This is a genomic window from Bradyrhizobium sp. HKCCYLRH3059 (genome assembly GCF_051168035.1).
In the GTDB taxonomy this organism is placed as follows: domain Bacteria; phylum Pseudomonadota; class Alphaproteobacteria; order Rhizobiales; family Xanthobacteraceae; genus Bradyrhizobium.
Map to the genome: position 1 here is coordinate 1,269,289 of NZ_JBNPUF010000001.1, position 14,099 is coordinate 1,283,387.

General features: G+C 64.8%; 11 protein-coding genes and 1 pseudogene. 8 read left to right on the plus strand and 4 right to left on the minus strand.

Features of this window, described 5'->3' with window-relative positions:
• Positions 1-276: 276 nt before the first annotated feature.
• Together ACQR13_RS05780 and ACQR13_RS05785 are read right to left on the minus strand one after the other, a co-directional pair.
• Entirely contained in the window at positions 277-942 is a 666-nt protein-coding gene (locus tag ACQR13_RS05780; RefSeq protein ID WP_434862648.1) for an NAD(P)-dependent oxidoreductase, read from the minus strand.
• An 82-nt stretch (positions 943-1,024) separates the two neighbouring features.
• Positions 1,025-1,895, minus strand: a pseudogene (locus ACQR13_RS05785) (SDR family oxidoreductase).
• Positions 1,896-1,995: 100 nt separating this feature from the next.
• Between ACQR13_RS05785 and ACQR13_RS05790 the strand changes: the two are divergent.
• Entirely contained in the window at positions 1,996-2,919 is a 924-nt protein-coding gene (locus ACQR13_RS05790) for a LysR family transcriptional regulator (RefSeq protein ID WP_434862649.1), read from the plus strand.
• Here ACQR13_RS05790 and ACQR13_RS05795 read toward each other — a convergent pair.
• Both ACQR13_RS05795 and ACQR13_RS05800 read right to left on the minus strand, forming a co-directional pair.
• Positions 2,900-3,760 carry a prephenate dehydratase gene (locus ACQR13_RS05795; RefSeq protein WP_434862650.1) on the minus strand — a complete coding sequence of 287 codons (861 nt, stop codon included), beginning with the start codon at positions 3,758-3,760 and terminating at the stop codon, positions 2,900-2,902. The genes ACQR13_RS05790 and ACQR13_RS05795 overlap by 20 nt on opposite strands.
• A 21-nt stretch (positions 3,761-3,781) precedes the next feature.
• Entirely contained in the window at positions 3,782-4,522 is a 741-nt protein-coding gene (locus ACQR13_RS05800; protein ID WP_315713798.1) for a 3-deoxy-manno-octulosonate cytidylyltransferase, read from the minus strand.
• Between the two features lie 240 nt (positions 4,523-4,762).
• On the opposite strand from ACQR13_RS05800, the gene ACQR13_RS05805 reads away from it, so the two are divergent.
• From ACQR13_RS05805 to ACQR13_RS05835, 7 genes are all read left to right on the plus strand, one after another.
• Positions 4,763-5,311, plus strand: a complete 549-nt coding sequence (locus tag ACQR13_RS05805) for a c-type cytochrome (RefSeq protein ID WP_315825971.1) — start codon at positions 4,763-4,765, stop codon at positions 5,309-5,311.
• Positions 5,312-5,638: 327 nt separating this feature from the next.
• Entirely contained in the window at positions 5,639-7,546 is a 1,908-nt protein-coding gene (locus ACQR13_RS05810) for an extracellular solute-binding protein (RefSeq protein WP_316172671.1), read from the plus strand.
• Complete coding sequence (locus tag ACQR13_RS05815) at positions 7,435-9,420, plus strand: extracellular solute-binding protein (protein WP_410051201.1); 1,986 nt, start codon at positions 7,435-7,437, stop codon at positions 9,418-9,420. Before ACQR13_RS05810 ends, ACQR13_RS05815 begins: the two co-directional genes overlap by 112 nt.
• A 3-nt stretch (positions 9,421-9,423) precedes the next feature.
• Positions 9,424-10,536 (plus strand): microcin C ABC transporter permease YejB, encoded by a 1,113-nt coding sequence (locus tag ACQR13_RS05820; RefSeq protein ID WP_315713801.1) that lies wholly within the window; start codon positions 9,424-9,426, stop codon positions 10,534-10,536.
• The gene (locus tag ACQR13_RS05825; RefSeq protein WP_316172669.1) at positions 10,536-11,714 is read left to right on the plus strand and encodes an ABC transporter permease; all 1,179 of its coding nucleotides are present in this window, start codon (positions 10,536-10,538) and stop codon (positions 11,712-11,714) included. The genes ACQR13_RS05820 and ACQR13_RS05825 overlap by 1 nt, the downstream gene beginning before the upstream one ends.
• A gap of 5 nt (positions 11,715-11,719) precedes the next feature.
• Complete coding sequence (locus ACQR13_RS05830) at positions 11,720-13,357, plus strand: ABC transporter ATP-binding protein (RefSeq protein WP_316169637.1); 1,638 nt, start codon at positions 11,720-11,722, stop codon at positions 13,355-13,357.
• A gap of 39 nt (positions 13,358-13,396) precedes the next feature.
• Positions 13,397-13,678 carry a hypothetical protein gene (locus ACQR13_RS05835; RefSeq protein WP_316172758.1) on the plus strand — a complete coding sequence of 94 codons (282 nt, stop codon included), beginning with the start codon at positions 13,397-13,399 and terminating at the stop codon, positions 13,676-13,678.
• Positions 13,679-14,099: the final 421 nt, after the last annotated feature.

A 14,099-nucleotide genomic window follows, 5' to 3' on the forward strand; every position in this document is an offset into this window, starting at 1 on the left:
CTTCAAGGCACGGACGGTGGGCTCCCTCGCCCCGCTTGCGGGAGAGGGTTGGGGTGAGGGGGGCTCTCCGCGAGCACCGCCTTCGCGGAGAGCCCCCCTCACCCGGATTGCATCTTTCGATGCAATCCGACCTCTCCCCGCAAGCGGGGCGAGGCAAAATCCCGTCGCCGCGAAGATGTGTGCTCGAACTAGCCCCTACTTGGACGAACGGAGTTCGTGCAGAGAGTTGAGGCGAACAATGGCGCGATCTGGACTTCGAAGCGCGCCGTGCCGGTCTCACCATGTGATCAGCGGAGAGCGGCGCAGGAAGCTGTCGTCGCTCACCTGGTCCACCGCGAAGCGCGCGACATCGGCCCGCGCGATCGTGCCGCCGTGAAAACCTGTGAGGTCCGTCAGCGCGCGGACCGTCTGGCCGCCCGGCTTGTCGTTGAGCATGGCGGGACGGACGATGACCCAGTCGAGCCCGCTGTCGCGGATGATCGCCTCCTGCCGGTTCTTGTCGGCATAGACGTTGCGCAGCAGCAGCGGCAGGATCAGCCGGTCGTAGACGAAGCCGCCATGTCCCCGGCTGTCGCCTGCGCCGATCCCGGTGATGGCGACAAGGCGCGCAACATTCTCGGCCTCCATCGCCTTGACGAGCGCCCGCGTCGATGTCGAGAGCGTGGTGACCTCGCGAAACGGGCTGAGCGAGGTGCCCAAGGAACTGATGACGACATCCTGTCCCTTGAGCGCCTTGCGAAGCGTGGCTTCGTCGCGCGCATCGCCGACGATCAGTTGCGCGCCTTGCAGGTCCCCGGCCTTGTCGGGCGAGCGCACCAGCGCGGTGACGTGATGGCCGCGCGCCAGCGCGTCGCGCACGATCAGCCGCCCGGTGCCGCCGGTGGCGCCAAGCACGAGGATGTTAGACTTGGGTGTGGTGACACTGCTATCTTGACTGGTCATGACCATCTCCATGGTGTGAGGGGGCGCATTCGCGGAAGCGCGCCGCGCAATTCGGTTTCGGGGGATGATGAGCGGCTCGGCTTCAGGCCGTGGCCGAGATCTCGGCGACAAAGTCGCGGTACGAGCGCAGCGGCCGGCCCAGCAGCGTGGTGAGGCGCGCGACGTCGCCCTCGTCCGGCACCATGCCGTCGGTCAGGAAGCGCTCGGCCATCAGTCGCATGTCGAACGCCATCCAGCTCGGCATGACCTGCCGGAGGTTGGTCTCGAACTGCGCGGTGTTGTCGCCGCCATAGGCGATCGTGCGGCCCAGCACGTCAGACCAGATCGCAGCGGCATCAGCGCCGGTCAGCGTGTCCGGACCGACCAGGTTGATGCGATCGAGCGGCAGCGGCACGGCTGACTGCTCCCTGCGGATCAGCTCGATCGCTGCGATCTCGCCGATGTCGCTGACGTCGATCATCGCGAGGCCCTTGGCTCCGATCGGCATCGGGTAGACGCCGTAGTCGAGCACGACGTCCTTGATCGCGAGATCGTTGTTCATGAAGTAGGCGGGGCGCAAGATGGTGGCGTTCAGGCCCATCTGCTCGATCATCCGCTCGACGGCGAACTTGCCGGCGAAGTGCGGCACGTTGACGTAGACGTCGCCGTGGATCACCGAGAGATAGACGATGCGCTCGATGCCGGCCTCGCGAACCAGATTGAGCGCGATCAGCGCCTGAGTGAATTCATCAGGCGTGACGGCGTTGAGCAGGAACAGGGTCGAGACGCCCGAGAACGCGCCGCGCAGCGAATCGACGTCGAGCAGGTCGCCTTGGGCGATCTGAACGCCCGCCGGAAGGTTGGCCTTCCCAGGATCGCGGACGAGGGCGCGGACATCGGCCCCGCGCCTGACGAGTTGTTCGACGACGGCGACGGCCGACGGTTCCAGTGGCACCGGTCACGAGGATGGTCATGGGATCACTCCGGGTTGGTGTTGAGACACCCGGAAGATATCGATCCACATGCGAGCCAGTAGGCGCTATATTTGGACATGTCGTCTCATTGGTGGAACAAATGGATCTGCTTGCGCTCGCCGATTTCACGCTCGTCGCCCGCCACGGCGGCTTCGGCCGGGCCGCCCGCGCCAGCGGTCGTCCCAAGGCAACGCTGTCCCGCCGCGTCGCAGAGCTCGAAGCGAGCCTGGACATCAGGCTGATCGAGCGCGGCGGGCGCACACTGAAGCTGACCGAGGAAGGGCGGGCGCTGTTCGAGCGCACGGGCGCGCTGCTGACCGAGCTCGACGAGACCGTCGGTGCGATAGCCTCAGGCGGCGACCAGCCGCGCGGCCGGTTGCGGATCAGCGCGCCGCTGCTGTTCTCGCAGACCGCGATGGGCAAGCTCGCCGCTACATTCGCGCTCAGATATCCGAAGGTCCGGCTCGAGGTGACGACCGACGACCGCGCCGTCGACATGGTCGAGGAGGGCTATGACCTGGTGATCCGGGTCAATCCCGATCCCGATGAGCGCCTCGTCGGCCGCATCTTCCTGCGCGATCAGCTGGTGGTCGTGGCCAGCCCAAGCCTGACGCGGCCGGCGGACGGCGCGTTCGTTCCTGCGGTTGTTCGTAGCACCGAGCAGATCGCAGCGTGGGACGTCATGGCTGCAACGGGATCGTCGCGCATCGCGATCGATCCGATCCTGCGGTTGTCATCGCTGATCATGGTGCGAGATGCGGTCCGTGCCGGCGTCGGTGCCGCATGCCTGCCGCTCTCGCTCGTCAGCCACGATCTGGCGGCTGGCCGGCTGGCGCATTGGGGCGATTTGGACGCGCCAGCGGTTGCGCTGTGGGCGCTGTATCCGTCGCGGCGGCTGTTGAGCGCGCGCGTCTCCGCCTTTCTCGACCATCTGAAGCAGGCATTCCCGGTGGGAACGCCGGCCGAGCTGGCGGCCTATGTGGAGCCGCGGGATGACGGTCCGATCACTCCATCCGCTCGCTGAAGGTCGCGCGGAACGGATGCGCCGGATAGACGCCGACGATGCGCAGTTCGCGCGAGAAGAACTTCAATTCCTCCAGGGCGAAGGCCAGCCCCTTGTCGTTGGGATGGCCGTCGACGTCGGCGTAGAACTGCGTCGCGAAGAAATTGCCGTCGACCATGTAGCTCTCGAGCTTGGTCATGTTGACGCCGTTGGTCGCAAAGCCGCCGAGCGCCTTGTAGAGCGCAGCCGGCAGGTTGCGGACGCGGAACACGAAGCTCGTGACCAGCGGCCCGGAGTTCTGCTCGGCCCATTGCTCCTGGCGCGCCAGCACGACGAAGCGGGTGGTGTTGTGGGCCTCGTCCTCGATGTCCTCGGCGAGGATGTCGAGGCCGTAGATCTCGGCGGCCAGCCGCGAGGCGATCGCCGCCACGCTCCTGTCGCCGCGCTGCGCCACGTCCCGGGCGCTGCCCGCGGTGTCACCGGCGACGATCGGCCGGACGCCGAGCTGGCGGATGATGCGGCGGCACTGGCCGAGCGCGTGGACGTGGCTCTCGACGGTCTTGATGTCGGCGAGCCTGGTGCCTTTCAGCGCCATCAGCTGGTGGCGGACCGGCAGGAACCACTCGCCAATGATGTAGAGGCCGGAGGCCGGCAGCAGGTGATGGATGTCGGCGACGCGGCCGGCGACCGAATTCTCGATCGGGATCATGCCCAGGTCAGCCTCGCCGGAGGAGATCGCGCTCAGCGCGTCCTCGAAGGTCGCGCACGGCATGGCCTCGGCGGTCGGATAGGCCTCGGAAATGGCGATGTGGGAATTGGCTCCCGGCTCGCCCTGGAATGCGATTTTCAAGATCTTGCTCATGAGGGGCCTTGTAGCAGCAGCTTAAGACTTGGACAGCAGCCGGCGTGCGGTTTCGAGGTCGGCGGGGGTGTCGACGCCGCGGGGCACGGCGTCGACGACCATCACGTCGATGCGCATGCCGGCTTCCAGCGCCCGCAGCTGTTCCAGCTTTTCCTGTTGCTCCAGCGGCGACGGCGGCAGGCTGACGAAGCGCTCCAGCGCCGCCCGGCGGTAGGCGTAGAGCCCGATGTGATGGTACCTCGGTCCGTCGCCATACGGCGCCGTGGCCCGGGTGAAATACAACGCGCGCATGCGCCGGCCGCCGAGAGGCGAGCCGACCGCCTTGACGACGTTCGGATTGAGGCTCTCCTCCTCGGTATGGATCTGCGCGGCAAGGGTCGCGATGTCGACGGCGGGATCGTCCAGCGGCGGCAGCACGTCGCTGATGTTCTGCGGGTCGATGGTCGGGAAATCGCCCTGCAGATTGACCACGATCTCGGCCTCGCGGGCAGGGTCGAGCTTGCACATGGCTTCGTAGATGCGGTCCGACCCGGAGGGATGATCGGGCTTGGTCATCACCACCTCGCCACCCGCCGCCGTCACGGCGTCCGCGATCTCCAGCGTATCGGTTGCCACGGCCACGCGGCCGATCGCGGCCTCCTGCGCGCGCCGGAGCACCTGCACGATCATCGGCTGGCCGGCGATGTCGAGCAGCGGCTTGCCGGGCAGGCGGGTCGAGGCCATGCGGGCAGGGATCAGCACGAGGATTTTGGACTTGGTCATCCGGGAAACGGCAGGTCGGAGCCGGTCGCAACAGCGCGGGCCGGACTGGATGGGGACAGCAGGGGCGGCCCGCTTATACGGGTTGCCAGAGCACGGGCAAACCGATATCTCACTTCTGCCGCAGGGGGAGGCGCGACGGCTCGATTCCGCTCGATGCCTTGACGAATCCTGGGGCGATTCACGGTCGCGGCCCCGCGGCCTTCCAAGCAATGAAATCCGCCCTCGGAGCCTGATTCCAAAATGGACTCCTTCGAACTGAACAAAATCCTCGGCGCCGTTCTGGCCGCCTGTCTGGTCGTGCTGGTCACGAGCTTCTCCGCTGGCGCGATCTTCGCGCCGAAAATGCCGGAGAAACCGGGGTTCGAGATCGCCGTGAAGGAGGCCCAGGGCGCAGGCAAGGAAGCCGCTGCGCCGGCCGCGGCCGAGCCGATCGAGAAGCTGCTGCAAACCGCCTCGGTTGAGAAGGGCGCTGCCGCCGCCAAGAAATGCGCGGCCTGCCACACCTTCGACAAGGGCGGCAAGAATGCCGTCGGCCCCAACCTCTACGGCATCGTCGGCGACAAGATCGGCGAAGGCCGCGGCTTCAACTTCTCGGCCGCGATGAAGGCCAAGGGCGGCACCTGGACGATCGAGGATCTCAACCACTTCATCGCCAATCCGAAGGGCTACATCCCGGGCACCGCGATGGGCTTTGCCGGCATCCAGAAGGACTCGGAGCGCGCCGACGTGCTGGCCTACCTGAACTCGCTGTCGGACAATCCGGCGCCGCTGCCGACCGCAGCCAAGTGATCGGCTGCTAACCCCCCAATTTCCGACGGCCGGGCCTCAAGCCCGGCCGTTTTGCTTTGCGGGACGAAATTCGCCGCATTTGGGACCTTTGGTCGCATCCACCTCGTTCACAACCCGGTATCATGAGGAAAAAGCAAGGTTATTGGTCGAAACCTTGCCGTATATTGGTCCCCTGAATGGAACGGGTTCGCGGGGCCGGAGCACCCTGGCTGAGGCCGGCGAAACCTGCCCTTGCGAATTGGGTTACGATCGAACGTTGGATCTGGGAGCAGCAGCGGCCACGGCCGACCACCTGCTTCAAGCGGTCTTATTCAGAGGAAGTCTCATTTGACGATTACCCGACGACAGCTCCTGCAGAGCAGCGTCTTCGCTGCGATGACCCCGGCGCTCGGCACCGCCGCCAGCCTTGCCCCGCTCGACGCCGCGCAGGCGCAGGCCGGCGAAGATCCAGCCTGGCGGCATGCTCTGTCGCTGTTTGGGGATGTCAAATATCCGGTGAACTTTAAGCTTTATGACTACGTCAATCCGGACGCCCCAAAGGGCGGCACCGTAAGGTTGGCGCCGGCCGGAACATTCGACAACTTCAATCCTGTCGTTTCGGGCGTCAAAGGTTCGCTCGGGGTCGGCACGGCCTACATCTACGAGACCTTGATGGCGCGTTCTCTCGACGAGGCGGCCACGGAGTATGGACTGCTGGCCGAGGCGGCGCAGTACCCCAGCGACTACTCCTGGGTCATTTACCGTCTGCGGGCGGATGCCAAATGGCACGACGGGAGGCCGGTCACGCCAGCCGACGTGATCTTTTCGCTACAATCCTTCAAGACACACCATCCACGCTATAGCGCCTACTACAAGCATGTCGTGGGAGCAGAGGCCGTTGGCGAGCGTGACGTAAAGTTCACTTTCGATGCACCGGGCAATCGCGAACTGCCGCAGATTGTCGGTGAACTGATGGTGCTGCCAAAACATTGGTGGGAAGGGTCAAACAGCAACGGGCAGAAGCGTGATATCTCCGCAACCACTTTGGAGCCGCCGCTCGGATCCGGGCCTTACCGGATTAAGGAGTTCGTCGCCGGACGTACGATCGTTCTGCAGCGCGTGAATGATTGCTGGGCTCGCAACCTCAACGTCAATGTCGGTCGTTATAATTTCGATGAGCTGCGCTTCGACTACGTGCGCGACAGCCTAGTGGCACTGGAGGCGTTCAAGGGCGATCAATGCGATTGGCGGACCGAGAGCTCGGCGAAGAACTGGGCGACGGCCTATGACTTTCCGGCTGTCAAGGACAAGCGTGTGGTGCTGGAGGAGTTTCCCAATCGCAGCTCCGGCGTGATGCAGGCGTTTGTACCGAATACCCGCCGGAGTCAGTTCACGGACCCTCGTGTCCGGCGGGCGCTCAATTTCGCTTTCGACTTCGAGGAGATGAACAAGCAACTCTTCTACGGCGCCTACAAGAGGATATCGAGTTACTTCGACGGAACGGAGCTCGCATCCTCTGGGCTTCCGCAAGGGCGCGAGCTTGAGATTCTGGAGATGGTCCGCAGCGACGTGCCTGCGGAGGTTTTCACGACGGAATACAGCAATCCGGTGGGCGGCAGCCCGGAGGCCGTTCGGCGTAACCTTCTGGAGGCCCTGCGCCTCCTGAAGGATGCGGGATATGAGGTTCGCGAGCGAAAGCTCGTGAACGCGAAGACGGGGCAACCCATGAGCATCGAGTTGCTCACGTTGACCGATGATCCGGCGTATGAACGCGTCGCGCTGTTCTACAAGCCTTCGCTCGAGCGTCTTGGCTTCTCGGTTTCCGTTCGCGCCGTCGATGCCATCCAATATGAAAATCGCCTGCGCAATCGCGACTTTGACATGCTCGCGCTCCACTCGTGGGGCGAGTCCCTCTCGCCCGGCAACGAGCAGCGTGAATATTGGGGATCTCAGGCGGCCGACGCCAGCGGGTCTGAAAATTACATTGGCATCAAGAATCCAGCGATCGACAAGCTGATCGAACAGGTCATCTTCGCCAAGAGCCGTGATGACCTCATCGCTTCCACGCGCGCGCTCGATCGAGTGCTGCTGTGGAATCACTATGTCGTGCCGCAATGGAATTACCCGAAACTGCGGGCGGCACGATGGGACCGATTTGGTCGCCCGGATCAACTGCCCAAGTTCGGCCTATCGGGGTTTCCCGACATCTGGTGGTGGGACGCTGCGAAGGCGGCCAAGACGGGTGGACGCTCTTGAGCACCCATCGCGATCTGTCCCGTCGCAGCGTGCTCGGGCTCGGCCTGGGCGCGTTGAGCGTTCCCCTTCTGAAGCCGGTTTTGGCGGCGGAGTTCGGTGCCGAGTCGCACGGCATGTCGGCCTTCGGCGACTTGAAGTACCCGGCCGACTTCCGCCATTTCGACTACGTCAATCCGGACGCGCCGAAGGGCGGGCTGTTCTCGCTGATCCCCTCGGTGCGCGCCTATAACCAGTCCTATCAGACCTTCAATTCGTTCAATGCCTACGTCCTGAAAGGTGAGGGCGCGCAGGGCATGGACATGACGTTCGCGACCCTGATGGTGCGCGCGAGCGACGAGCCGGACGCGGTGTACGGGCTGGTCGCGAAATCCGTGGCGATCTCCGCGGACAAGCTGGCCTACCGCTTCACCTTGCGGCCCGAGGCGCGCTTCCATGACGGCAGCAGGATCACCGCGCAAGACGTCGCCTTCTCGCTGAACACGCTGAAGGAGAAGGGCCATCCACTGATCGTTGTTCAGCTGCGCGACTTCGTGAAGGCCGAGGCGATCGACGATGCGACCGTCGTGGTGAGCTTCGTCGAGAAGCGCGCGCGCGACGTGCCGCTCTATGTCGTGACCCTGCCGATCTTCTCCAAGGCCTGGTACGCCAACCGCGCGTTCGACGAGGGTCCGCTCGACGTGCCGCTCGGCTCGGGGCCGTACAAGGTCGGCAAATACGAGATCAACCGCTACGTCGAGTTCGAGCGTGTCAAGGACTGGTGGGCGGCCGACCTGCCGGTCAGCCGCGGCATGTATAATTTCGACATCGTGCGCTACGAGTTCTATCGTGACCGCGACGTCGCCTTCGAGGGCTTCACGGCCAAGAGCTATCTGTTCCGCGAGGAGTTCACCGCCCGCATCTGGGCCACGCGCTACGACTTCCCGGCGATCAAGGACGGCCGCGTCAAGCGCGAGCTCTTGCCGGACGAGACGCCGTCCGGCGGGCAGGGCTGGTTCATCAACACCCGCCGCGACAAGTTCAAGGATCCCCGCGTCCGCCAGGCGTTGACCTACGCGTTCGACTTCGAGTGGACCAACAAGACCATCATGTACGGCGCCTATGCGCGCACGGTGTCGCCGTTCCAGAACTCGGACATGGTCGCGGTCGGGCCGCCCTCGCCCGAGGAGCTGAAGCTGCTCGAGCCGTTCCGCGGCCAGGTGCCCGACGATGTGTTCGGCGAGCCGTTCGTGCCGCCGGTCTCGGACGGCTCCGGCCAGGATCGCGCGCTGCTGCGCAAGGCGACGCAACTGCTGCAGCAGGCCGGCCTGCCGGTCAAGGACGGCAAGCGGCTGCTGCCGTCCGGCGAGGTGTTCGCGATCGAGTTCCTGATCGACGAGGTCTCGTTCAAGCCGCACCACGGCACGCTGATCAAGAACCTGCAGACGCTCGGCATCGACGCCGAGTTGCGGATCGTCGACGCCGTGCAATATCGCGCGCGGGTCGAGGATTTCGATTTCGACATCGCCATTCAGCGGATGTCGATGTCGCCGACCCCCGGCGACGGCCTCCGGGCTTACTTCACCTCGGACACGGCAAAGACCAAGGGCTCCTACAATCTCGCCGGGATCAGCAATCCCGCGCTCGACGCGCTGGTCGCCAAGGCCATCGCCGCGGAGACGCGCAGCGAGCTGACCTTGGCCTGCCGGGCGCTCGACCGCGTGTTCCGCGCCGGCCACTACTGGATACCGCAATGGTATCGCCAGACCCACCCGATTGCCTATTGGGATCAGTTCGACCATCCGCCGAAGCCGCCGAAATACGCCTCGGGCGTCGGCGCTCCCGACATCTGGTGGTACGATGCCGCCAAGGCCGCAAAGTTGGAGCAGGCGAAGTAGTTCATGGCTGCCTATATTGCCCGTCGCATCTTGCTGATGCTCCCGACCCTGCTCGGGATCCTCTTCATCTCCTTCGTCGTGGTGCAGTTCGCGCCGGGCGGTCCGGTGGAGCGCGTCATCGCGCAATTGACCGGCGCCGACACCGGCGGGACCTCGCGGATTTCAGGCGGCAGCGGTTCGGATTTCGGCGCGCGGCCGCCGGGACAGGTGGGATCCGGCAGCGAGCTGAACTCGAAATACCGCGGCGCGCAGGGGCTCGATCCCGCCTTCATCAAGCAGCTCGAAAAGCAGTTCGGCTTCGACAAGCCGGCGCCGGAGCGGTTCGCGCTGATGGTCTGGAACTTCGCGCGCTTCGATTTCGGCAAGAGCTATTTCCGCGACACGTCAGTGCTGCAGCTCATCAAGGAGAAGCTGCCGGTGTCGATGTCGCTCGGCATCTGGATGACCTTGCTGACCTATTTGATCTCGATTCCGCTGGGGATCCGCAAGGCGGTGCAGGATGGCTCGCGCTTCGACGTCTGGACTTCGGCCGTGATCATCGTCGGCTACGCCATTCCGGGCTTCCTGTTCGCGATCCTGCTGATCATCCTGCTCGCTGGCGGCTCGTTCCTCAACATCTTCCCGCTGCGCGGGCTGACCTCGGATGGCTGGTCGGACTTCCCGTGGTACTGGAAGATCATCGACTATTTCTGGCATCTCACTTTGCCGCTGGTGTCGATGGCGCTCGGCGCCTTCGCGACCATGACCTTGCTGACCAAGAACTCGTTTCTCGACGAGATCCGCAAGCAATATGTCATGACTGCGCGCGCCAAGGGCTGCAGCGAGAACCAGGTGCTGTACGGCCACGTCTTCCGTAACGCCATGCTGATCGTGATCGCCGGCTTTCCGGGCACCTTCATCCACGCGTTCTTTTCCGGCTCGCTGCTGATCGAGACCATCTTCTCGCTGGATGGGCTCGGCCTGCTCTCGTTCGAGAGCATTCTGAATCGTGATTATCCCGTTGTGTTCGGCAATCTCTTCATCTTTTCGCTGCTCGGCCTCGCCATCAACCTGGTCTCGGATCTGACCTACATGTGGATCGATCCGCGGATCGACTTCGAGGCGCGGGAGGTCTGATGACGATCACAGCCCCCCCTCCGGTCGAGACCACGACGCAGGCCCCGCTCGGCGAGGCCGTGCCGCCGACGCGGCATCGTTTCCGGCCGTCGCCGCTCAATCAGCGCCGCTGGCAGAACTTCAAGGCCAACCGCCGCGGCTACTGGTCGCTGTGGCTGTTCCTGTTCCTGTTCGTCGTGTCGCTGTTCGCCGAGCTGATCGCCAACGACCGGCCGTTCCTGATCAAGTTCGACGGCCACCTTTACTTCCCTGCGTTCGTCTCCTATCCGGAAACGGCATTCGGCGGCGACTTCGAGACCGCGGCCGACTACCGCGATCCCTATTTGCAGAAGCTGATCGCCGACAAGGGCGGTACGGTGATCTGGCCTTTGATCCGCTATTCCTACGCCACGCATAATCTCGACCTGCCGACGCCCGCGCCGTCGCCGCCGACCTGGATGCTGAAGGAATCGCAGTGCAAGGCGGTGGTCGAGAGAAAGGGGCTGAAGAGCTGCCGGGATCTCGAATACAACTGGCTCGGCACCGATGATCAGGGTCGCGACGTCGTCGCGCGGCTGATCTACGGTTTCCGCATCTCCGTCCTGTTCGGCCTGTCCCTGACGTTCTTCTCCTCGATCATCGGCATCGCCGCCGGCGGCGTGCAGGGCTATTTCGGCGGCTGGGTCGATCTCCTGTTCCAGCGCTTCATCGAGATCTGGAACGCGATTCCCTATCTCTATCTGCTCCTGATCCTGTCGGCGGTGCTGGTGCCCGGCTTCTTCACGCTGCTCGGGATCATGCTGCTGTTCTCCTGGGTGTCGCTGGTCGGCCTGGTCCGCGCCGAATTCCTGCGCGGCCGCAATTTCGAATACATCCAGGCCGCGCGCGCGCTCGGCGTCTCCAATGCCGTCATCATGTGGCGGCATCTCCTGCCGAACGCGATGGTCGCGACCATGACCTTCCTGCCCTTCATCGTGTCGAGCTCGGTGATGACGTTGACCGCGCTCGACTTCCTCGGCTTCGGCCTGCCGCCCGGCTCGCCGTCGCTGGGCGAGATGCTGTCGCAGGCCAAAGCCAATGTGCAGGCGCCGTGGCTCGGCCTGACCGGCTTCTTCTCGGTCGCGATCATGCTGTCGCTGCTCATCTTCATCGGCGAGGCCGTGCGCGACGCGTTCGATCCGCGCAAGACGTTCAGGTGACCGACATGGATGCGATCAGCCAGCCGCTGCTCTCGGTCAGCGATCTCTCGGTGACCTTCCACCAGCAGGGCCGCGTGTCGACCGCCGTCGACCACGTCTCGTTCGACATCAGGCGCGGCGAGTGCGTTGCCCTCGTCGGCGAATCCGGCTCGGGCAAATCGGTCAGCGCGCTGTCGGTGCTGAAGCTGCTGCCCTATCCGGTCGCCTCGCACCCGTCGGGCAGCATCCGCTTCAACGGCCGCGATCTGCTGCCGCTGTCGGAGGGCGAGATGCGCGGCATCCGCGGCAGCGACATCTCCATCATCTTCCAGGAGCCGATGACCTCGCTCAATCCGCTGCACACGATCGAGCGGCAGATCGGCGAGATCCTGCATCTGCATCGACCGATCTCGAACGGCGCGGCGCGGGCGCGCGTGCTCGAGCTGCTCACGCAGGTCGGCATCCCCGAGCCGGAAACGCGGCTCGGCAGCTATCCGCATCAGCTCTCCGGCGGCCAGCGCCAACGCGTGATGATCGCGATGGCGCTCGCCAACGAGCCGGATCTGCTGATCGCCGACGAGCCGACCACCGCGCTCGACGTCACCGTGCAGGCACAGATCCTGGCGCTGCTCGCCGACATCCGCGCGCGGCTCGGCATGAGCCTGCTCTTCATCACCCACGATCTCGGCATCGTCCGGCGCATCGCCGATCGCGTCTGCGTCATGAACGGTGGCAAGATCGTCGAGCAGGGGCCGGTGGAGCAGGTGTTCACCGCGCCCTCCCATCCCTACACCAAGGCGCTGCTCGCGGCCGAGCCGAAGCCGGACCCGGCGCCGCCGCGGCCCGATCAGCCGGTCGTGATGCAGGCCAGGGACCTCAAGGTCTGGTTTCCGATCAAGCGCGGCCTGTTCCGCTCCACGGTCGGCCACATCAAGGCCGTGGACGGCGTCAGCATCGCCGTGCGCAAGGGCGAGACGCTCGGCGTCGTCGGCGAGTCCGGCTCCGGCAAGACCACGTTGGGCCTGGCGCTGCTGCGGCTGATCTCCTCCGACGGTCCGATCGTGTTCCTGGGCAAGGAGATCCAGGGCCTGTCCTTCAAGGATGTCCGGCCGTTCCGCCGCGACATGCAGATCGTGTTTCAGGATCCGTTCGGCTCGCTCAGCCCGCGCATGTCGGTCGGCGACATCATCGCCGAGGGCATCAGCGTGCATCAGCCCAGGCTCAGCGAAGAGGAGCGGGAGGCCAAGGTCATCAAGGCGCTGAACGAGGTCGGGCTCGATCCGGCGACGCGCTTCCGCTATCCGCACGAATTCTCCGGCGGCCAGCGCCAGCGCATCTCGGTCGCGCGCGCCGTCGTGCTCGAGCCGAGCTTCGTCGTGCTGGACGAGCCGACCTCGGCGCTCGACATGCTGTTTCAGGCGCAGATGGTCGCGCTGCTGCGCGACCTGCAGCGCAAGCTCGATCTCACCTACATGTTCATCTCGCATGATCTGCGCGTGGTCGCCTCACTCGCCAGCCACCTGATCGTGATGCGCCACGGCAAGGTGGTGGAGGAGGGGCCGGCGGTGGAGCTGTTCAAGGCGCCGAAGACCGACTACACTCGCGCGCTGTTTGCGGCGGCGTTCCGGAACGAGACGGCGGGGAACGGCGCGGCGGCTTCGTAGAGGATCAGCGGACCTCCGCAGCCGAGCAATCGCGAGACAATGCCATCCAAGCTGGATCTCATCAGAGCTCTTCTGCTGTCCGAGTGGGACCCGATCGGCCTTTCGGGCTGCGAGGGCGCCGAAGACGAATATGACCGCTACGCTCTGCAGGTCTTCAGCATGCTTGACGATGGTGCCGATGCCGAGTCGATCGCGAACTATCTCACCGAAGTCGTCACCGACAGAATGTCACTTCCGGGTCGTCCTGAAGCGGATCGCCTGATCGCGGCCAGGGCAGTCATGATCCATCAAAGCCAAGCCGCCGGCGACGACGGCGGATAGGTGTGATGATTTGCCCGACGGGTCGTGTCTGCGAAAGCCCGTCCAGCCCCTCCTGAAAAAATATTTCTGTTTCTTATTTTCGGAAGTCGTGCGTGCTCCGCCCCGTCCTGCCCACGAGAGGGACGTACGCGTCGTCAGCGATTGCCCGAGCGGGGTGCCGTAGCGCTCCGGTTGCTGGAGCGCGAGGCAGACCGACTTCACGCGAGGCGCAACGCGGCGCCATCGTCGCGAAGCTCGCTGCATCATTTCGAGCTCAATCAGCCAGATCGCCTGCGGCGCTCAAATCCCCATAGAGCCCGCCGCACCAGTCCTGCCCACCATGCGTGGTGTCCTCCCTTGGAGGCTTTCGGACGCCGGCCGCCCGAATGTGCCGCGCCGTCAATCATGCTGCCGGCATCCGAAGCCCTTCACAGCAGCGGAC

What these genes read in the sequence shown, in the direction of transcription:
- ACQR13_RS05780 (WP_434862648.1), bottom strand. Translation starts at nt 942, where the DNA reads ATGACCAGTCAAGATAGCAGTGTCACCACACCCAAGTCTAACATCCTC.
- ACQR13_RS05790 (WP_434862649.1), top strand. Translation starts at nt 1,996, where the DNA reads ATGGATCTGCTTGCGCTCGCCGATTTCACGCTCGTCGCCCGCCACGGC.
- ACQR13_RS05795 (WP_434862650.1), bottom strand. Translation starts at nt 3,760, where the DNA reads ATGAGCAAGATCTTGAAAATCGCATTCCAGGGCGAGCCGGGAGCCAAT.
- ACQR13_RS05800 (WP_315713798.1), bottom strand. Translation starts at nt 4,522, where the DNA reads ATGACCAAGTCCAAAATCCTCGTGCTGATCCCTGCCCGCATGGCCTCG.
- ACQR13_RS05805 (WP_315825971.1), top strand. Translation starts at nt 4,763, where the DNA reads ATGGACTCCTTCGAACTGAACAAAATCCTCGGCGCCGTTCTGGCCGCC.
- ACQR13_RS05815 (WP_410051201.1), top strand. Translation starts at nt 7,435, where the DNA reads ATGGGACCGATTTGGTCGCCCGGATCAACTGCCCAAGTTCGGCCTATC.
- ACQR13_RS05820 (WP_315713801.1), top strand. Translation starts at nt 9,424, where the DNA reads ATGGCTGCCTATATTGCCCGTCGCATCTTGCTGATGCTCCCGACCCTG.
- ACQR13_RS05825 (WP_316172669.1), top strand. Translation starts at nt 10,536, where the DNA reads ATGACGATCACAGCCCCCCCTCCGGTCGAGACCACGACGCAGGCCCCG.
- ACQR13_RS05830 (WP_316169637.1), top strand. Translation starts at nt 11,720, where the DNA reads ATGGATGCGATCAGCCAGCCGCTGCTCTCGGTCAGCGATCTCTCGGTG.
- ACQR13_RS05835 (WP_316172758.1), top strand. Translation starts at nt 13,397, where the DNA reads ATGCCATCCAAGCTGGATCTCATCAGAGCTCTTCTGCTGTCCGAGTGG.